The organism is Exiguobacterium sp. UBA5002 (assembly GCF_002396765.1).
Lineage (GTDB): Bacteria > Bacillota > Bacilli > Exiguobacteriales > Exiguobacteriaceae > Exiguobacterium_A.
The window spans coordinates 138232-158126 of record NZ_DGYQ01000045.1; the positions used below are offsets into that span (position 1 = coordinate 138232).

Sequence of the window (19895 nt, forward strand, 5' to 3'; positions counted from 1 at the left end):
GACGTACTGTAGAGTGGAGGAGGGATGAAACAATGACATCTGGACAAAAGAAGTGGAAACGCGGTCTTGATTTTTGGCTCTTCGTCGGACCGGTCTTTCTTGTATTCGCAGTGATCGTGCTTGTACCGTTTTTCAATGGCGTCATGTATTCGTTCACGGATTGGAACGGTGTAACCGGAGAATTAAATTGGATCGGCTTTGATAACTATGTCCGTCTCTTTACGAGTGACGAGCAGTTCCAGCAGTCATTTTGGTTGACGACGAAATATACGGTCGTTGCCGTCATCTTAACGAATGTCGTTGGTTTCATCTTGGCGTTCTTATTGACACAAAATATTCGCACGCGTAATTTCTTACGAACGATTTTCTTCATGCCGAACTTGATCGGTGGGTTGATCCTCGGATTCGTTTGGCAGTTCATCTATGTCAAAGGCTTCGCATCGATTGGTGAATTGACAGGGTGGAGTATATTTGAACTTCCATGGTTAGGAGATGCCCGGACAGGATTCTGGGGTATCGTCATCGTTTCGATTTGGCAAGGTGGCGGTTACATCATGGTCATCTATATCGCAGCTCTACAAAACGTGCCACAAGAGCTGATTGAAGCAGCAAAAATCGATGGTGCCAATCGTCTCTCGACGTTACGGAACATTACGTTGCCACTGATCATGCCGTCGGTCACGATCTGTTTGTTCTTGACGATTTCATGGTCCTTCAAGTTATTCGATACGAACTTATCCCTAACGAATGGTGGACCATTCAAATCGACCGAAATGCTTGCTTTAAACATTTATAAAGAATCGTTTACGAACAATAATCTTGGACTCGGGTCAGCGAAAGCGATCATCTTCTTCGTTGTTGTCGCCGCGATTACAGTCACTCAAGTCTATCTGACGAAAAAACGGGAGGTGGAAGCATGAGTACGGCACAACCGTTACCCACTCCGCAAGAGGAGAAACCGAAGCGCTCTAAAAAGACGAGAGGTCGTTATTCATTCCGTCTTGGAACAGTCGAACTGGCAGCCTTATTGATGGGGCTTCTGTATATGATTCCGTTTTATTACGTCGTCTCGAATTCATTCAAGACGCAGGGAGATATCTTTACGAATACATCTGGCCTACCAAAGGAATGGATGACGTCCAACTATTCAGAAGCATGGGAAGCCATGAACTTCGGAAAAGTCTTTTTAAACTCCGTCATCATTACAGTCGGCGCTAACGCGGTCATCATCATCTTTTGTTCGATGGCAGCTTGGAAACTCGTCCGGACGAAAACACGCTTGTCGACGATCATCTTTTTCTTATTCGTTGCCGCGATGATCATTCCATTCCAGTCGATCATGATTCCCTTATCGAAACTGTCTGGTGATCTCGGATTGCAGAACAGTTATTGGGGATTGATTCTGATGTATCTTGGTTTTGGATCTGGATTATCAATCTTCTTATACCATGGATTCATGAAGTCGATTCCTGAAGAAATCGAGGAGGCAGCCATCATTGATGGTTGTTCACAATGGGGTGTATTCTGGCGTATCGTGTTCCCATTACTCAAACCGATCACGGTCACGATCATCATCTTGAACACGCTTTGGATTTGGAATGATTTCCTACTGCCATCGCTGATGTTACGAGACGTCGATTTACGAACGATTCCACTCGCGACGTTCTATTTCTTCGGTCAGTATACGAAGCAGTGGGACTTAGCACTTGCCGGACTCGTCCTCGGGATCATTCCGTTATTGTTGTTCTTCTTTGCCTTGCAAAAACAGATCATTCAAGGAATTACGAGTGGGTCGATCAAATAATTTTTGTAAGCGCGTTCTTGCTTCTGCGAGAACGCTTTTTTCATGTTTTACACGTCAGATTAATCTGACAACTTTTATTTTTTTTGAAAAAAAGTCTTTTCAAACACTTGCGACCTGTTGTACGATGTTCTCAATTCAATTGTAACAACGACGTTGAAGGGAAGAGTAACACCTTGTACGACCGTATAGCGAGCTGGGGATGGTGAGAGCCCAGTCGGAAGCAAGATGCGAAGAACCTCCCGGAGTCGCTACCCGAACCCGAATGTAAGTAGGCGTAGCCGGAGTTGCCTGTCCGTTATCATATGGCCGAAGATGAAGTGATTCGTCTTTTGAGTGAGCAACATCGTTGCTAACATGGGTGGTACCGCGGAACCGAGTCTTTCGTCCCATATTCTTGGGAAAGAAGGGCTCTTTTTTATGGCTTCTTTTTCAAAACACAATTGAGGAGGAACACCACCATGACAACACTCGTATCGATGAAACACACACAGGAAGCTATCACACTCGTAAAGAAACGCTTTGAAGAACGCTTTTCGACGACACTCGGATTGACACGTGTCGAAGCACCATTGTTCGTAGAAAGCACACTCGGTGTCAACGATCATCTCAACGGCGTAGAGCGGATCATTCGCTTCGATGCCTTGGATCACACAGCAGATCTTGAAATCGTACAATCTCTTGCGAAATGGAAGCGTCAAGCGCTTCATACGTACGGATTTGAAGCGGGAGAAGGATTATACACGTTGATGCATGCGATTCGTCGCGATGAGATGCTGGATGCGACACACTCCATTCACGTCGATCAGTGGGATTGGGAACGGATCATTACGAAAGAACAACGGACGAGTGCTTATTTACAAGAAACGGTACAAGCGATCTATGCAACGATTCGCCAAGTCGAACAAGAAGTGGAAGCGGAGTATGGTATTTCGGCAATCTTACCGGAAACGATTCATTTCATGACGACACAAGAGCTAGAGGATGCGTATCCGACTCTTTCAACGAAAGAACGTGAAACGGAAGTCACGAAAGCATATGGCGCCGTTTTCCTCATGCAAATCGGTGGCGCACTGGCTTCAGGCGAGAAGCACGATGGTCGAGCGGCTGACTACGATGACTGGACACTCAACGGTGACATTTTAGTACACCACCCAGAAATCGGAGCATTCGAATTGTCTTCAATGGGAATTCGCGTTGATCGTGAAGCACTTTTAAAACAGACGGCGATTGCTCAAGAAGAGGATAAATTGGCGTTCCCGTTCCATCAAGGTGTGCTCGAAGAGCGTCTACCGTTAACGATGGGTGGAGGGATCGGTCAATCCCGTATGGCGATGTTCTTATTGAAAAAACGTCACATCGGTGAAGTCCAAGCTTCTGTCTGGTCAGAAGAGACGCGTAAAAGTCTTCAAGCGGAAGGCGTCCACTTGCTCTGACATATATATAGTAAGAAAGCGTCAAAACAGGATGTTTTATAAAGTAAAGGGCATGCTTCGATTCAGAAGCGTGTTCTTTTTTTTAGGTTCGTAAGACCTCAGGCGGAGGAAAGACGTGTCGATTCCTGATAGAATGGGGATAACAATAAATAAGAAAGAGGTGAAGACATGTCTTCTTTATTGATCGTAGGATTACTCATCCCTGTATTATTCCTCGTATTCCTTTGGTTCAACATTAAAGGATTACGGACGATGTGGCGAGATTATAAACAGACAGGCTCAATCGTTGCACTCGGTTTCTTCATTGTCGGGATTATCGGAATCTTCACAGGCGTCTGGACGACGTTAGTCGTCATCATTTATTATCTCCTCCGTCCAGCGAGAGGATGAACGGAGGGTTAGTCGTATGTTGGAATGGTTGTTTTCAGCCGGAGAATCCAATCTCTGGCTGTTTTTAGGAATTATGATCGTTGGTCTTGGAACAGAATTGATTCCGGCAGAAGTGGGCTTACCGTTGCTCGGTCTATATGTGTCGAACGGAACGGTCAGCTGGACAGCTGCTGTTCTGGTCGGTTTTTTAGGAAGTCTGATGGGCGCGACGGTCTTTTATCTTCTAGGTCGTTATGCAGGTCGTCCGATACTTATCCGGTACGGCAAATGGTTACTGATTAAAGAAAAAGAAATTGAGCAAGGGGAGCGCATCGTCGGGAAATACGGAACATGGTCTGCTTTGTTCGGCCGCTTTTTCCCCGTCGTGCGCTCGGTCGTCTCGATTCCATGTGGTTTGTTTGGTCTTTCGTTCAAACGCTATTTACTCGCTTCAAGTATTGGACTTTTTCCGGTTTCCTTCTTTTACATCTGGGTCGGTGAACGATTCGGAGTAGAACGTGCCGAATCCATGCTAAAAGGATTAGAGCAGGAGTTATGGTGGATCTTAGGTGGAATCGTCGTGATTCTTGGTGGATACGTTCTCTACCGTCGTGCTAAAGCGAAGCGTAAAGAACAGAAGCAAGACACACAAACGAAACAACAAGATTCATGAATATGTAAAAAAACAACGCAGTGGATCTTCAGGATCCACTGCGTTGTTTCATGAACAGATCAAGCGGGAGGAAACAGGAATCGCTTCAGTGTCTTGATCCGATGTTTTGGGGTAAGGAGTAGTAACTGATCATTGCCTTCTAGGGCAGTGTCCCCACGTGGTGTAATGATTTGATCATCACGGATGATGGCTGTGATCAAAAATTCCTGAGGCAAATCAATCTCTGAGATCGTCGTTCCAATGAATGGATGGGACATCGGTAACGTCAATTCAATGATTTCCGCATTCGGTTTACCGATTGACATGAATTCAATGACGGTATGGATAGCAGAAGTCTGTGTTTCGTTCAGTCGTAACCGCTCGGAAAGGAACGTCAACATACTTCCTTGAATTAGCGTTGATAATAAGACTGTGAAAAACACGATATTGAAGATCATCGATGCATTCTCGATATCCGCAACGAGAGGATATGTCGCGAGAATGATCGGTACCGCTCCTTTTAGACCAGCAAAAGAAATGAAGACCTTCTCTTGCCACGAATAACGAAACGGAAGAAGACTCACCCAGACTGACAAAGGACGAGCGATGAAAATTAAGATCAGCGCCAACGCAATGGAAGACAGGATGACCTGGACATCGAGCAATTGTTTCGGAAAGACGAGCAGACCGAGCACGATGAACATTCCGATTTGGGCAAGATGCGCCATACTCATCGTAAAACGAACGAGTGTCTGTCGGTAGACGAGTTCATGATTACTGATGTAGATCGCTGTGACATAAACGGCTAAAAATCCACTGGCATGGAACGTATCAGCTAAACCGAAAGACAGGAAAGCAAACGACATGAGCATGATCGGATAAAAGCTAGAAGAGGACAAATCGATCCGATTGATCAAGGTCGAAGCTGCCCATCCGATGAACAAACCAATCAGAAGTCCCATCGCCATTTCCCAAACGAGTGATCCAAGTCCCGATAAGAGCGATGCTTCTTCAGGGTTTGTCACGAACTCAAGGAACAAGACAGTCAAAAAGACGGCCATCGGGTCATTCGTACCGGATTCAACTTCGAGTGTTGATCCGACTTTCCGTCGAATCGGCTGACCACTCAAGACAGAAAAGATAGCAGCGGCATCCGTCGAACCAACGATTGCCCCGAGTAAAAAAGCATTCGCCCAACTAAAGCCCAGAATATAATGGGAAGCAACGGCAACGATGGATGTAGCGATGAAGACCCCGAACGTCGCAAGCGAGAGGGAAGGGGCTAATTCATGACGCACTTCCTTCCAAACTGTTTGCAGACCACCCTCGAATAAGATGATGATGAGGGCGACGGTTCCAAGAAGCTGAGCCAGTTCTGCATCGTCAAAACGAATGAACCCCGTAATGTCGCTTCCAGCAATCATACCAAGGGCGATAAAAATCAGTAGAGCAGGAATATTCAGACGACTTGATAACTTCGTCGTCCAGACGGCGGCAAACAGCAATATACCAATCAATAAAATCGTGAGTTGCAAGGACATGGCATCAAACTCCTATTCCTAAAAGAATCTCTAGTTTCATGATACAACAATTCCGATGAAAAGACTCGGATAACGATTGTTCAATATTTTCCACCACACCGGACAACTTTCTCTCTCTTCATTGCAAGCGTTTTCATTTATTGTGAAGATGTAGCACGAAATGAAACGAAATCAGGGAGGGAATCCGAATGCGTAAAAGAAGATGGGCAGCATTACCTGTCGTCACGACGGCGATGGTCGTCGCTTTGGCAGCATGTGGTGGCGGTACATTGAATAGCGATGACTCGAAAGATAGTGGTTCAAAAGACGGTAAGACGCTCAACGTATTCCAATTCAAGGCTGAAATCGCAAAAGACATGGAAAAGATGGCAAAAGCGTATGAAAAGGAAACCGGAACGAAAGTCGTTGTGCAAACAGTCGGTGGTGGATCGGACTATGGCGCGGCTCTGAAATCACAGTTCGCTTCAGGTAATGAACCAGATGTCTTTAACAACGGTGGCTTTACGGAAGCAAAGACATGGCAGGATAAGTTAGAAGATTTGTCAGATGAAAAGTGGGTCGGTGATCTAACGGAGCTATCAAAAGAGCCTATGACGATTGATGGTAAATTGTATGGTATGCCAATGAACCTTGAGGGGTATGGCTTTATCTACAATAAAGATATCTTCAAAAAAGCCGGTATCACGGAACTTCCGAAAACATTAACTGAATTGACGGAAGCTTCAAAGAAGCTGAAGGCTGACGGAGTGACGCCATTCTCGATTGGGTACGGGGAGTGGTGGATTCTCGGTAATCACCTGTTGAACATTCCGGTCGCACAGCAGGATGATCCAGATCAGTTCATCGCAGACTTGAATTCTGGAAAAGGAAAGTTCGAAGATAACAAACAGTTCAAGGATTTCATGAATCTATTTGATTTAACGATTGAGTACGGTAATAAAAATCCGTTAACGACGGATTACAACACACAAGTCTCTCAATTTGCTGAAGGTAAGACAGCGATGCTTCAACAAGGGAACTGGGCACAACAATTGATTACGGACGTCAATCCGGACATCAACATGGGCTTCATCCCGATGCCGATCAATGATGATAAAGAAAAAATGGACCGTCTTCCTGTTGGCGTACCAAACAACTGGGTCGTCAATAAGAACTCGAAGAACAAAGCAGAAGCGAAAAAATTCCTCGAGTGGATGGCGACGTCTGACACAGGAAAAGACTACATGGTCAATAAATTTAAATTCATCCCTGCCTTCAAATCAATCGAAGCGAAGGATCTAGGACCGCTTGCAGATGATATTCAAGCGTACTCGAAAGACGGAAAAACGATCTCATGGAACTGGTTCAAGTATCCGGATGGTGCTGTAAACGAGTTCGGAGCGATCATGCAAGCATATGTTGGTAAGCAAAAAACAGCTGACGAGATGCTGCAGGACTTCACGAAAACATGGGATAAAATGAAAAAATAAGAAGTGATTCAAAAAAAACATGCCTGTTCCGATTAACTGACGGAACAGGCATGTTTTTTTATGATAAGAAGAATAATTGGATGAAGAAGAGAAGGGCGAACACATAGATGAGTGGATGGACACGCTCTTTTTGGATAGCTTTCATGATTGGATAGACGATGAAACCGAATGCGATACCGGTTGCGATGCTACCGGATAATGGCATGATCAAGATGACGAGGAAAGCCGTGAAAGCTTCGCTGAAATCATCCCATGGAATCTGTTTGATGTTTTGAATCATGAAGGCACCGACTAAAATCAATGCTGGCGCAGTAATCGCAGGGACGCTCGAAATCGATTGAACGAACGGTCCAAAGACGGCAGATAATGCGAATAGAATCCCGACCGTCACGGATGTGAGTCCAGTCCGTCCACCAGCAGCAACACCCGCTGCAGATTCTACGTAAGCGGTTGTGGGACTTGTTCCGAACAATGAACCAGCGACCATCGCAGTCGAATCAGATAATAGGGCACGTTCGCTGTTTTTCAATGATCCATCTTCTTCAATCAATCCAGCCTGTTCTCCGACAGCGACCATCGTACCTGTCGTATCAAACATCGTCACGAGAACGAAGGAGAGGACACCGCTGAACAGACCGTATTGGAACACGTCTTGAATGGCGTTGAACGGATTCGTGATGATCAATCCTTCTGGTAACGTCGGTAACGCAACGAAGGAATTGGAAAACTTCAATTCACCTGTCAGGAATGCAATCAATCCAGAGAGGATCATGGCATATAAAATAGCACCTGGTACACGTTTGATCGTCAAGATGGCTGCAACTAATAGTCCGATGAGTGTGATCAATGCTTCTGGTGACGTCAATGCGCCAATCGTGACGAGTGTATCTTCACTAGCGACGAGAATTCCTGACATCTTGAGACCAAGTGAAGCAATGAAAAGACCGATTCCACCTGTGATCGCAAGCTTTAATGTCATCGGAATGATTTCAATCAGCTTCGTACGGATTGGTGATAGTGATAACAATAAGAAAATGACACCAGCAACGAAGACAACTGAGAGTGCTGTCTGATATGGAATCTTTTCACCAACGACAAGTGTATAAGTAAAATACGCATTGAGTCCCATTCCGGGTGCGACTGCGATTGGTAGATTCGCATAAAGCCCCATCAGGAGCGTACCGATCAATGTCGCGATGATCGTCGCAGAAAATGCTTGGGCTTGGGGGATACCGGCATCTGCTAAAATCGTCGGATTGACGAGCAGAATATATGCCATCGTAATGAACGTCACGAATCCAGCTTGGATTTCACGTTTTACGGTTGTTTGATGTGCGGCAAGTTTAAACATGGGTAAAAGGACCACCTTCATAACAAATTGATTAAAAAACGAACATTGATGATATTATAGTAAAATTCATTCGGAATCAAGTCGAAACAAAAAAGAATTTTTTATAGGAATCATGAAAGAGAATATCAGGAAATGATGTAAGCGGATTCAAGGTTATGATACGATTGATTACAAGAAAAAGGATGGGGGCGCCTTTCATGAAAAGTATCCGGACACGTTTGATTCGTCTCGTCGTCCTAGCGATCTTGATTCCGACAGCCCTCGCGACATCGATCTCCTACTTGTATGTACGGCACCAAAACATTGAACAGGCAGAACGTTCTAGCCTGAACGTGTTGACGCGAGGAAATACACAGGTGACCCATTACATAGAGGATATCCGCCGTCTCTCGACAAGTCTGTATGCGAATCGTTCGTTGATGAACATCATGCGCGTCGGAGCAGATCAGGAATTAGACGAATCTGATGGAGTCGTTTCGCGGGCGATGTTAGGTCTGTTTTTATCACGTCAGGATATCGAGCAGTTACATTTCGTCATATTAAATGGTTATTCGGAGTATTCGGTCTACAACATGAAAACGACGAGTCGGGGAACGTTTGATTGGATGCAAGAAACGGATTATTTTCAATTGATGAAAGAAAAAAGTGGCTGGTTGATTGACGGAGCGCACACGATTGAACCATACAATGTGCACACGATGATTCTTGATGAGAAACAAGTCGTTAGTTTTCGTTATCGCATCGATCGTGTCGAAACAGATGAGCCACTCGGCTTCCTTTCAGTGGATATTCCAGTCCGTGTATTCGAACAACAGTTAAAACTGTTCGAGAATGATCCGGAAGAGTCGTTATGGTTGATGACAGAACAGCGTGTATTGGCACAGACTGGAGCAGAGATGGAACTACCGGTCGATCAATTCACTGGGCAGAGTGGGAGTTTACGTGTCGGAAAATCGTTCATCGTCTACTCAAAGACGATGACGAATGGCGTTCCACTCATACTCGTCAAACGGATTCCGTATGCGTCAGTCATCCAAGGGGCGAACGAAACTGCATTGATTCTTGTTTTGATCGGTCTCGTCTCACTGTTCGTCATGATCATTGCCGCAAGTCTCGTTGCCATGCAGATCACAAAACCAATCAAACAGTTGACAGCAAACGTCTGGCGAGTCGAACAAGGGGATTTATCAGCACCATTCGTTGCGACGACGAATGACGAGATTGGATTACTCAACCGTCAGTTCCAACGCATGATTCAACGGATTGATCGTTTAATCAAACGGGAGTATCGACTGGCACTTGAAAACCGGACGAATGAGCTACGTGCATTACAATCTCAGCTCAATCCGCACTTCTTATTCAATGCCTTACAATCGATCGGAACGACGACGCTACAAGGAGACCGGAAGATCGCGTACCGCTCGATCACCGGATTATCACAAATGATGCGCTACTCGATGAATAATGAGCAGACGATCGTAACCCTAAAACAAGAAGTCGATCATCTTCAAGCGTATATTCGTTTGCAACAGCAACGTTTTCCGGAACGGTTCCGTTATATCGTTGACATCCCGTGGCATCTCAATGACATTGAAGTGCCGAAGATGATCTTGCAACCGTTCGCTGAAAATTACTTCAAACACGGATTTCGACAGCAATTAGCAGCGACAGAAAACTATCTCGCCTACAAAGTCCGGACGGATGGTGGACGTCTCATCATTCACATCGAGAATAGCGGCGCCGTCCTCGAAACAGGACGACTTGAAGAGATTGATCGAAAAATGCGCATGCATCGTAACCCAGAAGATCTCGAGACGAGCGGCATTGGTCTCCATAATATTTATGAACGACTCTTGATTTTTTACGGGGAGCAAGCAAATATGACGCTCTCTTCTTCAGCGGTAGAGGGAGGATTCAAAATCGTGATTCGGATTCCATATGAGAAGGGGGACTTGGCATGAACGTGTTGATCGTAGACGATGAACGACATGTACGGGAAGCGGTCAAATTGCTCGGAGAATGGGACAGTTGGCAGGTCTCACATATTTACGAGGCGGAACATGGGGAAGAAGCGAAACGATTACTGGATACTGGAACGATCGATTTAATGCTGACAGATGTCGAAATGCCTGGACTCGACGGATTAACATTACTAGAATGGACAAAAAATCATCATCCAAAGGTCGTCACGATCGTGCTGACAGGGTATGATGATTATACGTATATGCGACGTGCCATTTTGCATCAATCCTTTGATTATTTATTGAAGCCGGTTGATCCAGATGTACTCAATGATGCCTTGTCCCGCGCGATGGAATGTATCCATCCGGTAGTGGAATCAGGAGAAGCGATTGATCAAATCGCCAAATACATCGAAACGCATTATGCGGAAGAATTGACACTGCAATTCATGAGCGAACGGTTTTACTTGAGCCGAGAGTATATATCACGACGCTTCAAACAGCGTTTTTCCGTTAACTTATCTGATTACATTCAAACGATTCGCTTGAATCGAGCGAAGGAATTATTGAGTGAGACGGAAGCGCGCATTTACGAAATCGCACTTGAAGTCGGATATCAGGACGATAAGTATTTTCGGAAAGTGTTCAAAAAACAATTCGGTATGACACCGAATGAGTTTCGTGAATTGTTGTCGATTTAAACGACTATCGAGGAGGAATCGTACATGAGTGTACACATTAATGCAGCTGAAGGACAAATCGCCGAAACGGTCTTACTCCCAGGAGATCCGTTACGTGCTAAATACATCGCTGAGACGTTTTTAGAGGACGTCGTCCTTTATAACGAAGTTCGAGGCATGTATGGCTTCACAGGTACTTATAAAGGGAAAAAAGTCTCGGTTCAAGGAACAGGTATGGGTGTACCATCGATGTCAATCTATGCGAACGAACTTGTTCAGTCATATGGTGCGAAGAACTTGATCCGTGTCGGAACTGCCGGTGGGATCACGCCAGACGTTAAAGTTCGTGACGTCGTCATCGCGATGAGTGCTTCGCATGACATGGCACAGAACCGTGTCCGTTTTAATGGACTAGACTACGCACCGACAGCTTCTTTTGATCTGTTGCATAAAGCATATACAGCAGCTAAAGAACAAGGTATCGATGCAAAAGTTGGTCAAATCTTCACGACGGATCAGTTCTATCAAGATGATTTCCATCACTTCAAAAAATGGGCGGATTTCGGATGTCTCGCAATCGAGATGGAAGCGGCAGGTCTTTACACACTTGCAGCAAAACATAAAGTAAATGCACTGACGATCCTGACGATTTCAGATCATCTGTTGACAGGTGAAGAAACGACATCGGAAGAGCGCCAGACGACATTCAACGATATGATGAAAGTCGCGCTTGAAACAGCGATTCAATTATAAGAAGTAAGACGGAGAAGCCTCTCCGTCTTTTTTCATAGTCGAAAAGAGATATGGTAAGATAAAGGCAGTGTTATAGATCAGTTAAAGGGGAGATTCTCGGATGGAGACAACGATGACAGAGACAGTGCTTTCAGAGCGCCTTGAGACACAGCGTCACTTTTTCCAAACAGGTGCAACACGTAGTCTAGCTTTTCGCTTAAGCATGCTGACGTTCTTACGCCAAGCGATTGAAACGCATGAAGCCGCGATCTATGAGGCATTAAAACAAGATCTCAATAAAGGACAGCATGATGCTTTTACGACGGAAATCGGTTTCGTTTATGGAGAGATTCAACGGATGGAGCGACAACTCCGTCGACTGGCACGTCCAAAGCGTGTCGCAACACCGCTTCTGCATATCGGCTCAAAAAGTGAAATCCAGTACGAACCCTATGGCAACGTTCTTGTCATCGCGCCATGGAACTATCCTTTCCAGCTGGCACTTGCTCCGGTCATTGGTGCGATTGCAGCGGGGAATACGGTCGTCCTTAAACCATCCGAGCTGACACCGAACGTCTCTCGTGTATTACGAGAAGTTTTTGAAACGGCATTCCATGAACGATTCGGAATCGTCATAGAAGGAGATGCTGAAGTCAGTAGCGCTTTACTAAACGAGCGTTTTGATTATATCTTCTTTACGGGTTCCACACGCGTCGGAAAAATCGTGCATCAGGCTGCGGCGAAGCATTTAACACCGGTCACACTTGAACTGGGTGGGAAATCACCGACGATCGTTCACAAGGATGCGGATCTTCGTCTAGCAGCGAAGCGGATCGCATGGGGAAAGTGGCTGAATGCCGGACAAACATGTATTGCCCCGGATTACGTATTGATCCATGAAGACGTTAAAGAACGTTTTTTGCAGTTGATTGAAGAAGAAGCCTTTAAACAGTACGGGAATGGCGTCGGCGTCTCATCCTACGTCAAAATCGTATCGGACGATCATCTGAATCGCCTCAGCAGTTACTTGTCGCAAGGGACGATCGAATTCGGTGGACAAGTGGATCCGGAAACGCGTAAGATGGCGCCGACTGTCATGACGAATGTAGCGGTGGATGCTCCATTGATGCAAGACGAAATCTTTGGACCGATCTTGCCGGTATTGACATACCGTGAAGTCGAAGAGGTCATCGCGTTCGTTAACGATCGTGATAAGCCGCTTGCGCTTTATCTGTTCACAGAGAACAAAGCCGTCGAACATCGTATCCTTGAACGGATTTCATTCGGTGGCGGATGTGTCAATGACACGTTGATGCACGTCGCACAGCATCATCTACCATTTGGTGGAGTCGGGGCGAGTGGCATGGGTGGATATCATGGCAAGTATAGTTTCGAGACGTTCAGCCATCGTAAAGGAATCGTCAAAAACACGACGGCGTTCGATTTACCTTTCCGCTACATGCGAACAAATAGCAATTCCAAATGGATGCGCTTTTTGTTATGATGAGCTGTGATTAATTGACTTAAGAAGGAGCTCTTCACTTGAAAGATCAAGTAAAACAGTGGATGAAACGAACAGGCTTGATTGAACGCAGTCTGCGAACCATCATGAAAGTCTTTACGTGGTTGCCACAAAAATCAAATCGAGTCCTTTTCGAGAGTTTTCTCGGAAAGCAATATAGTGACAGTCCGCGTGCCATCTACGAATTGATGCGTACGATGCATCCGGAATGTGAGTTGATTTTTAGTAAACAACGAGGTGTTACGTTTCCACGAGACGTCAAGACGGTAGATCGGTTGACGTTTCGCTGGGTTTATTTGCTCGCGACGTCACGGGTCTGGGTATCAAACAGTCGGTTACCGGGTTGGTTGATCAAACCGAAAAAAACGTATTATCTCCAGACATGGCACGGCACACCGCTCAAAAAGCTCGCGCTTGATATGGATGATGTCCAAATGGCGAATACGACGACGGAGCGGTACAAGCAAGGATTTAAGCAAGAGACTGCAAAATGGTCCGGCTTAATTTCCCCGAATGCCTACTCTAGTTCAATCTTTCGGCGAGCATTTGCTTTTGAAGGTGAGATGCTAGAAATTGGATACCCTCGAAATGATATATTTTATCAAGAGGCACGGCATGCTAAAATCAAAGAAGCAGTATATCGCCACTATGATATTGATCATTCAAAAAAAGTCTTGTTGTATGCACCAACTTGGCGAGATAATGCATTCGAAGGTCAAGGGAAATATTCATTTGAGCTACCTTTTTCGCTAAATGAATTTGAAAAGCGATTTGGGGATGAATACGTTCTGCTTGTCCGAATGCACTATTTAGTCGGAAGTCGTCTCGACGTCACTGCTTATCCATCCGTTCGAAATACATCGGACTACCCGGATATCGCGGAGCTCTATCTGGCGTCGGACGCCTTGATCACGGATTATTCTTCTGTCATGTTTGATTTTGCGCACTTATCTCGTCCGATTTTATTCTATACGTATGATTTAGAACATTATCGAGATCAGTTGCGTGGATTTTACTTCGATTTTGAGCAGGAGGCACCGGGACCATTGTTGTCGACTGAAACAGCACTGTTTGAAGAGCTGAACCAGTTAGATGATTGGCACACACGGTATGCGTCAGCATTTCGAGCGTTCCAAGAGACGTATTGTCAATGGGATGATGGACAGGCTTCAGAACGGGCGATGAAGACGATCATAAAGAGAATTCACGGATAAAAGGGAGAGCAGAATCATGAAGAAGGTTATTACGTACGGAACATTTGATTTATTACACTGGGGTCATATCAACATCTTAAAACGCGCAAAAGCGATGGGAGACTATCTTATCGTTGCGATTTCAACGGACGAATTCAATCGTTTGAAACATAAGCAGTCCTACCATAATTTCGAGAATCGAAAGATGATTCTTGAAGCCATCCGTTATGTGGATGAAGTCATTCCGGAAAACAGCTGGGATCAAAAAGTAGAAGATGTGAAGAAGCATAACGTCGACCTCTTCGTCATGGGTGATGATTGGAAAGGCGAGTTCGATTTCTTAAAAGAGCATTGTGAAGTCGTTTACCTTAGCCGAACTGAGGGTATTTCTACGAGTCAGATTAAAACGGAATTAGCTTCGAAGTGATTGAAGAGGAGACCACACGACGACGTGCGGTCTTTCTTCGTAGAAGGGCAGGATGAAAGTGGTTAGAGAAGGAATCGTATGGGTCTATTTATTGTTGTTTCGTATTTGTTATGGTGTCTTTCGGTTGTTACCGCTTCGCCCCGTCACTTTATTTTGGATGACATACGGGGATAACGCAAAACCTGTTAATGATCGCTTGGCGCAGGAATTGCCAAATGAGAAACGGTATCTGGTATATGATCACCATTTCATGAAGCAGCCGGATTTATGGAAGTCAGACCGAATGCTTCGCTTTCGTCGATTACGGTTCGTCAGACTCGCATATTTACTTGCGACCTCCCGGACGGTTTTCGTCGATAATTATGTTGCGGAATTCAGTGTTGCTAAAACGCGACGTGGAACACGACGTATCCAGCTATGGCATGCCGGCGGAACGTTAAAGCAGTTTGGACTAACTTCTTCGAAAAGCCTGTTCGTATCGGAACGGATACGAAATCGGTTCCGACGTGTCTATCAGGAATATGGTGATTTCATCGTGCCGGGGATGCGTTGTGCGACACAATTCATGGCACCGCATGATTTAAAACGATCTCATTTTAAACCGTTCGGCATGCCACGGACGGATTATTGGTATGATGAGGTTCAGCGGGAACATCGGGCGCTTGATTTAAAAGAACGTTATGTAAAACCCGACCGCCGGATTCTATTGTATGCCCCGACTTACCGCGAATATAAAGGAACGGAAGATCACACGATTCAACAATTTGAACAACTGGCTAAAACAGGCTGGACGATTCTTGTTAAGTTACATCCGACGATCCGAGCGCTTTCGACCTATCGTTCCGCCCATATACATCTTGTGGATGACACGTATCAGATCAATGATTATTTGCTCATCACGGATGTTCTGGTGACCGACTATTCGTCGATTCCATTTGAAAGCTGTCTTCTTGAGGTTCCAACGTTCTTATACACACCGGACATCGATACATATCGACAACTACCAGGACTTGTCGATCAGTATCCAAAACCATTACCGGTGCGACAGACGGAGCAGATGGCGCAATTGATGGAGTGGATCGTGTCTGACGCGATACTTGAAGAGTGCCGTCAGCACATGCAAGAATTCCAAACAAGTTGGTATGATCACCCACCAGGTCAAGCAGTTGAACGAATCGTTCATCATTATTACGGAACAGGTATGTAATACTATATCTGACGATTGCTTTAGTTTTAGAAAGCGGTCGTCAGATACTTTTTCAAAAATAATGTGAAAAATTGAACAAAGTTTGACAATCTTTTGAAAATCCATTCTTTTGAACTGTGATGTTCTATACTAAAAGCAGAAGAAAAGGAGAGGAGAAATGGATATGCTGACTTGTGGAACGACTGAAGCGAATACATTCATCTTATCACCTGAGACAAGAACGTTACTAGAGAGCTTCATGACGGAAACGACGTTCAAAAAGGATTCCATCGTCTGTTGGGAAGGGGAAATGAACGACAAGTTGTTTTATGTGAAACAAGGAGGCGTCAAACTATCGAAGTTGACGAAAAAAGGCAGTCCATTACTGATGTTCTTATATTTCAAAGGGGATCTATTTGGTGAATTTGATGTAGGAGAAGCTTTTCCGAGTTCATACAGTATCGAGACGATGGAGGATAGTATCATCGGTTTCCTCTCAAAAGAAAAATTAGAGGAACTCATGAGAAAGGATGGTACTTTTGCGCTTGAGATCATGCGGTGGCAAGCATTGATGCGGAAACAGACGGAGACTAAATTGCGCGACTTGCTATTGTTCGGAAAACCGGGTGCGTTAGCTTCGACGTTACTTCGTCTCATCGCGATGGAAGGGGGACAAGTAGGAGAAACCTACCGTCTTGCAAAACGTCCATCCGATGGGGAGTTTGGTCAATTGATTGGCGCACCGCGTGAAACGGTCAATCGGATGTTCTCCCAGTGGAAAAAAGAAGGTGTCATTTCGATGACGCCAAAAGAAATCATCATTCATGATGCACAATATCTGCGTGATCTGTGTCATTGTGAAGGATGCCCAGCAGGTGTTTGTCGAATTTAATAGATAGTGTACAAACAATTCAAACGTGAAGCAGAATTTTCTGCCTCATGTATGGATTGTTTTTTTTGTAGATGAGTCGTGCCTCCTTCTCTTGTTCAGATGTGAACTTTTTGTGTGTTTTTAGAAAGAAAAGTGCGGATTCTTCACATTTGAAGTGATATATATCACAGTTTCCGAACTTGCTGAATTCTTACAATAAAGACAAGTTCAAAGCAGGAGAGGAGTAATCACCATGGACCAAAAATCAGAATCAAACCTCAAAGGAACATTTATTGCCGTCCTGATCGTAGCAGGTGTCATCATCGGGATGTGGAGTTCAATCTTTCTATTGTTCATATCACGTTAAGGGGGAATCACGATGCACATTCATCGTTTAGAAAAAATTTGGCTGATCTTCGGAGTAGCGATGCTAGCGGTCTTCTTGACCATCATCGGTGTATCCGCTTTTGCATCGGGCAATCAACCACCATCCGATGCGACATTGATTGATCCGACGAAAGTCGATCAGACGAAACCGTTTGATAAACCAGGACTAAAAAAGATTGATGATGACCGATACGAAGCGGTCATCGTTTCACAAGCTTTTCAGTTTACACCAAAAGATATGGTCATACCTAAAGGGGCGACAGTCGATTTTCTCGTGACATCGAAGGACGTCGTTCATGGATTTGAAATCGTTAAGACGAACGTCAACATGATGGTCGTTCCCGGACATATTAATTCGATTGAGTATACGTTCAAGAAAGCAGGCGAATATCTCGTCGTATGTAATGAATATTGTGGTAATGCCCATCATATGATGGCAACGAAAATCAAGGTGGTGGAATAAGATGAATGCCATTTCAAAAAAATTAAGACAGTTCGAGATGGAGCGTGGTCTGCCTGCTACCGTCATCGGAATTAAGGAAGCGAAGCTCGCTTTCGCACATGTTAGTTTTTCACTTGTCGCCTTATTGATTGGTGGTTTATGTGGATTGTTGCAAACGATGGTGCGGACAGGTGTCATTCCAGAAATTGCTGGAGTCGGCTACTATGAGCTTCTCACTGCCCACGGGTTAATGCTTGCAATCGTCTTTACGACGTTATTCATTTTCGGATTATTGTTCTCATTTTTAGGTCAATCGTTCGGACGATTCGAAGAGTTTCCGCGACGTCTCGGATGGGTCGGATTCTGGTTCATGATTCTTGGTGTCGTCCTCGTCACGTGGATGGTGCTTGCAGGAGAAGCTTCCGTCCTCTATACATTCTATGCACCACTCAAGGCACATCCAGTATTTTATATTGGACTCGTCATCTTCGTCGTCGGAACGTGGATTGCTTCTGGTGCCATGTTCCGTATGTATGCTGATTATAAACGGGAACACCCTGGCGTTCATCCACCACTTCAAGCATACATGAGTATTATGACTGCCTTATTATGGGTGGTTGCGACACTCGGCGTAGCAGCGACGATTCTCTTTCAACTCCTTCCTTTATCTCTTGGTTGGACAGATAAGGTCGGGATCGAGCTATCCCGAACGCTATTTTGGTACTTTGGTCATCCACTCGTCTATTTTTGGTTATTACCTGCTTATATCGTTTGGTATACGGTCATTCCGAAAATCGTTGGTGGGAAGATTTTTTCTGACGCGTTAGCGCGAATGTCATTTTTATTGTTCTTACTTTTTTCATTCCCAGTTGGTTTTCACCATCAATTGTTAGAGCCGGGGATTTCTGCATTTTGGAAGTATGTCCAAGTCGTTTTGACATTCCTCGTCATCATCCCATCATTGATGACTGCCTTCTCGATGTTTGCGACATTCGAGCTAGCGGGTCGCCGTAAGGGAGCAACTGGCATATTTGGTTGGGTGAAGAAAATGCCATATCGCGACGTCCGGTTCCTTGCACCGTTCATCGGGATGTTGTTCTTCATTCCAGCAGGTGCAGGTGGTGTCATTAATGCATCGCATCAGCTGAACATCATCGTTCACAACACATTGTGGGTTACGGGACACTTTCATATCACGGTCGGTGCCGCCGTCGCACTGACGTTCTTCGGAACAGCCTACTGGCTTGTCCCGCTCTTACGTGGTCGAACGTTAACAGCAGCAATGAATCGTCTTGGACTTATTCAAACGGCTGCCTGGACGATCGGAATGCTCTTCATGTCGACTGCGATGCACATCTCAGGATTACTCGGTAATCCACGACGGACGGGACCAGCCACCTACTTCAAGGATTCAATCGTCGCTGACTGGATTCCATATCATGTCGCAATGGCGATCGGCGGAACGATTTTATTCATCTCGATTCTGCTATTCCTCTATGCGATGTTCCAACTTGCATTCCGAGCGCCAAAAGGAACGGAAGAATTTCCGATTGCTGAAACGGAAGAAGAGGCGATGGCAACGCCACTCTTCTTTGAAAATTGGAAGCTATGGATTTTCGTGACGTTCGCTTTGATTGCGTTTGCGTACACGGTACCGATTTGGCATATGATTGAAAATGCCCCTCCAGGAGCTCCCGGATGGAGACTCTGGTAAGACAGTGAAGAGGGGACTGACTCAAAAAAAGAATGACGCGTCATTACACACCATTTCCTCAGGTGAGACACAAGCCAGTTTTCCTGCTTCATTTAAGCAGGAAAACTGGCTTGTTTGTCTCTGACAACGCATAAATACGTTTTTTCCTGTAGGAGTGAACT

19 protein-coding genes and 1 other annotated feature are annotated in these 19895 nt (G+C 45.1%); of the genes, 17 read left to right on the forward strand and 2 right to left on the reverse strand.

All coding sequences use genetic code 11. The annotated features are described in order from the left end of the window. Positions 1-32 precede the first annotated feature (32 nt). The 5 genes from B4C70_RS13885 to B4C70_RS13905 all read left to right on the forward strand — a co-directional run bounded on the left by B4C70_RS13885 (position 33) and on the right by B4C70_RS13905 (position 4279). Complete coding sequence (locus B4C70_RS13885) at positions 33-920, forward strand: carbohydrate ABC transporter permease (RefSeq protein ID WP_023467232.1); 888 nt, start codon at positions 33-35, stop codon at positions 918-920. After that, a complete protein-coding gene (locus B4C70_RS13890) occupies positions 917-1804 on the forward strand; it encodes a carbohydrate ABC transporter permease (RefSeq protein WP_058703664.1) in 888 nt (295 codons plus the stop codon). The genes B4C70_RS13885 and B4C70_RS13890 overlap by 4 nt, the downstream gene beginning before the upstream one ends. Before the next feature lie 144 nt (positions 1805-1948). After that, positions 1949-2196, forward strand: a binding site (T-box leader). Between the two features lie 66 nt (positions 2197-2262). Then, positions 2263-3237: an aspartate--ammonia ligase gene (gene asnA / locus B4C70_RS13895; protein WP_029340849.1), complete on the forward strand. Its 975-nt coding sequence runs from the start codon at positions 2263-2265 to the stop codon at positions 3235-3237. A 168-nt stretch (positions 3238-3405) separates the two neighbouring features. After that, the gene (locus B4C70_RS13900) at positions 3406-3627 is read left to right on the forward strand and encodes a hypothetical protein (RefSeq protein WP_058703665.1); all 222 of its coding nucleotides are present in this window, start codon (positions 3406-3408) and stop codon (positions 3625-3627) included. Positions 3628-3643: 16 nt separating this feature from the next. Beyond that, a complete protein-coding gene (locus B4C70_RS13905; RefSeq protein ID WP_149426856.1) occupies positions 3644-4279 on the forward strand; it encodes a DedA family protein in 636 nt (211 codons plus the stop codon). 59 nt (positions 4280-4338) lie between these two features. On the opposite strand, the gene B4C70_RS13910 is transcribed toward B4C70_RS13905, so the two are convergent. Then, on the reverse strand, positions 4339-5799 hold the full coding sequence (locus tag B4C70_RS13910) for a potassium/proton antiporter (protein WP_023467237.1): 1461 nt from the start codon (positions 5797-5799) through the stop codon (positions 4339-4341). 188 nt (positions 5800-5987) lie between these two features. Between B4C70_RS13910 and B4C70_RS13915 the strand changes: the two genes are divergently transcribed. Beyond that, positions 5988-7268 carry an ABC transporter substrate-binding protein gene (locus B4C70_RS13915; RefSeq protein ID WP_058703668.1) on the forward strand — a complete coding sequence of 427 codons (1281 nt, stop codon included), beginning with the start codon at positions 5988-5990 and terminating at the stop codon, positions 7266-7268. Positions 7269-7326: 58 nt separating this feature from the next. Here the strand turns inward: B4C70_RS13915 and B4C70_RS13920 are convergent, their stop codons facing one another. Then, entirely contained in the window at positions 7327-8619 is a 1293-nt protein-coding gene (locus B4C70_RS13920) for an NCS2 family permease (protein WP_286949796.1), read from the reverse strand. Between the two features lie 197 nt (positions 8620-8816). On the opposite strand from B4C70_RS13920, the gene B4C70_RS13925 reads away from it, so the two are divergent. The 11 genes from B4C70_RS13925 (at position 8817) to B4C70_RS13975 (ending at position 19734) form a co-directional block, all read left to right on the forward strand. Next, positions 8817-10580 (forward strand): sensor histidine kinase, encoded by a 1764-nt coding sequence (locus tag B4C70_RS13925; RefSeq protein WP_214728508.1) that lies wholly within the window; start codon positions 8817-8819, stop codon positions 10578-10580. After that, positions 10577-11281 (forward strand): response regulator transcription factor, encoded by a 705-nt coding sequence (locus tag B4C70_RS13930; RefSeq protein ID WP_023467243.1) that lies wholly within the window; start codon positions 10577-10579, stop codon positions 11279-11281. The genes B4C70_RS13925 and B4C70_RS13930 overlap by 4 nt, the downstream gene beginning before the upstream one ends. Positions 11282-11305: 24 nt before the next feature. Further along, positions 11306-12013 (forward strand): purine-nucleoside phosphorylase, encoded by a 708-nt coding sequence (gene deoD, locus B4C70_RS13935; protein WP_023467244.1) that lies wholly within the window; start codon positions 11306-11308, stop codon positions 12011-12013. Between the two features lie 100 nt (positions 12014-12113). Continuing rightward, positions 12114-13496, forward strand: a complete 1383-nt coding sequence (locus tag B4C70_RS13940) for an aldehyde dehydrogenase (RefSeq protein ID WP_214728510.1) — start codon at positions 12114-12116, stop codon at positions 13494-13496. Between the two features lie 62 nt (positions 13497-13558). Then, positions 13559-14728, forward strand: coding sequence for a CDP-glycerol glycerophosphotransferase family protein (locus tag B4C70_RS13945; RefSeq protein ID WP_290780443.1), 1170 nt, complete (start codon positions 13559-13561; stop codon positions 14726-14728). A gap of 16 nt (positions 14729-14744) precedes the next feature. Next, positions 14745-15134 (forward strand): glycerol-3-phosphate cytidylyltransferase, encoded by a 390-nt coding sequence (tagD, locus tag B4C70_RS13950; RefSeq protein ID WP_035412608.1) that lies wholly within the window; start codon positions 14745-14747, stop codon positions 15132-15134. Between the two features lie 52 nt (positions 15135-15186). Continuing rightward, positions 15187-16341, forward strand: coding sequence for a CDP-glycerol glycerophosphotransferase family protein (locus tag B4C70_RS13955; protein WP_035412610.1), 1155 nt, complete (start codon positions 15187-15189; stop codon positions 16339-16341). A gap of 157 nt (positions 16342-16498) precedes the next feature. Further along, the gene (locus B4C70_RS13960) at positions 16499-17212 is read left to right on the forward strand and encodes a Crp/Fnr family transcriptional regulator (protein ID WP_290780425.1); all 714 of its coding nucleotides are present in this window, start codon (positions 16499-16501) and stop codon (positions 17210-17212) included. Positions 17213-17444: 232 nt separating this feature from the next. Continuing rightward, positions 17445-17558 carry a cytochrome C oxidase subunit II gene (locus B4C70_RS13965; RefSeq protein WP_214728512.1) on the forward strand — a complete coding sequence of 38 codons (114 nt, stop codon included), beginning with the start codon at positions 17445-17447 and terminating at the stop codon, positions 17556-17558. Between the two features lie 12 nt (positions 17559-17570). Further along, a complete protein-coding gene (locus B4C70_RS13970; RefSeq protein WP_290780430.1) occupies positions 17571-18041 on the forward strand; it encodes a cytochrome c oxidase subunit II in 471 nt (156 codons plus the stop codon). 1 nt (position 18042) lies between these two features. Continuing rightward, the gene (locus tag B4C70_RS13975) at positions 18043-19734 is read left to right on the forward strand and encodes a b(o/a)3-type cytochrome-c oxidase subunit 1 (RefSeq protein WP_290780432.1); all 1692 of its coding nucleotides are present in this window, start codon (positions 18043-18045) and stop codon (positions 19732-19734) included. Positions 19735-19895: the final 161 nt, after the last annotated feature.

Coding starts and splice junctions, on each gene's coding strand:
- B4C70_RS13885 (WP_023467232.1), top strand. CDS start 33: ATGACATCTGGACAAAAGAAGTGGAAACGCGGTCTTGATTTTTGGCTC.
- B4C70_RS13890 (WP_058703664.1), top strand. CDS start 917: ATGAGTACGGCACAACCGTTACCCACTCCGCAAGAGGAGAAACCGAAG.
- asnA (WP_029340849.1), top strand. CDS start 2,263: ATGACAACACTCGTATCGATGAAACACACACAGGAAGCTATCACACTC.
- B4C70_RS13900 (WP_058703665.1), top strand. CDS start 3,406: ATGTCTTCTTTATTGATCGTAGGATTACTCATCCCTGTATTATTCCTC.
- B4C70_RS13905 (WP_149426856.1), top strand. CDS start 3,644: ATGTTGGAATGGTTGTTTTCAGCCGGAGAATCCAATCTCTGGCTGTTT.
- B4C70_RS13910 (WP_023467237.1), bottom strand. CDS start 5,799: ATGTCCTTGCAACTCACGATTTTATTGATTGGTATATTGCTGTTTGCC.
- B4C70_RS13915 (WP_058703668.1), top strand. CDS start 5,988: ATGCGTAAAAGAAGATGGGCAGCATTACCTGTCGTCACGACGGCGATG.
- B4C70_RS13920 (WP_286949796.1), bottom strand. CDS start 8,619: ATGTTTAAACTTGCCGCACATCAAACAACCGTAAAACGTGAAATCCAA.
- B4C70_RS13925 (WP_214728508.1), top strand. CDS start 8,817: ATGAAAAGTATCCGGACACGTTTGATTCGTCTCGTCGTCCTAGCGATC.
- B4C70_RS13930 (WP_023467243.1), top strand. CDS start 10,577: ATGAACGTGTTGATCGTAGACGATGAACGACATGTACGGGAAGCGGTC.
- deoD (WP_023467244.1), top strand. CDS start 11,306: ATGAGTGTACACATTAATGCAGCTGAAGGACAAATCGCCGAAACGGTC.
- B4C70_RS13940 (WP_214728510.1), top strand. CDS start 12,114: ATGGAGACAACGATGACAGAGACAGTGCTTTCAGAGCGCCTTGAGACA.
- B4C70_RS13945 (WP_290780443.1), top strand. CDS start 13,559: ATGAAACGAACAGGCTTGATTGAACGCAGTCTGCGAACCATCATGAAA.
- tagD (WP_035412608.1), top strand. CDS start 14,745: ATGAAGAAGGTTATTACGTACGGAACATTTGATTTATTACACTGGGGT.
- B4C70_RS13955 (WP_035412610.1), top strand. CDS start 15,187: ATGAAAGTGGTTAGAGAAGGAATCGTATGGGTCTATTTATTGTTGTTT.
- B4C70_RS13960 (WP_290780425.1), top strand. CDS start 16,499: ATGGATATGCTGACTTGTGGAACGACTGAAGCGAATACATTCATCTTA.
- B4C70_RS13965 (WP_214728512.1), top strand. CDS start 17,445: ATGGACCAAAAATCAGAATCAAACCTCAAAGGAACATTTATTGCCGTC.
- B4C70_RS13970 (WP_290780430.1), top strand. CDS start 17,571: ATGCACATTCATCGTTTAGAAAAAATTTGGCTGATCTTCGGAGTAGCG.
- B4C70_RS13975 (WP_290780432.1), top strand. CDS start 18,043: ATGAATGCCATTTCAAAAAAATTAAGACAGTTCGAGATGGAGCGTGGT.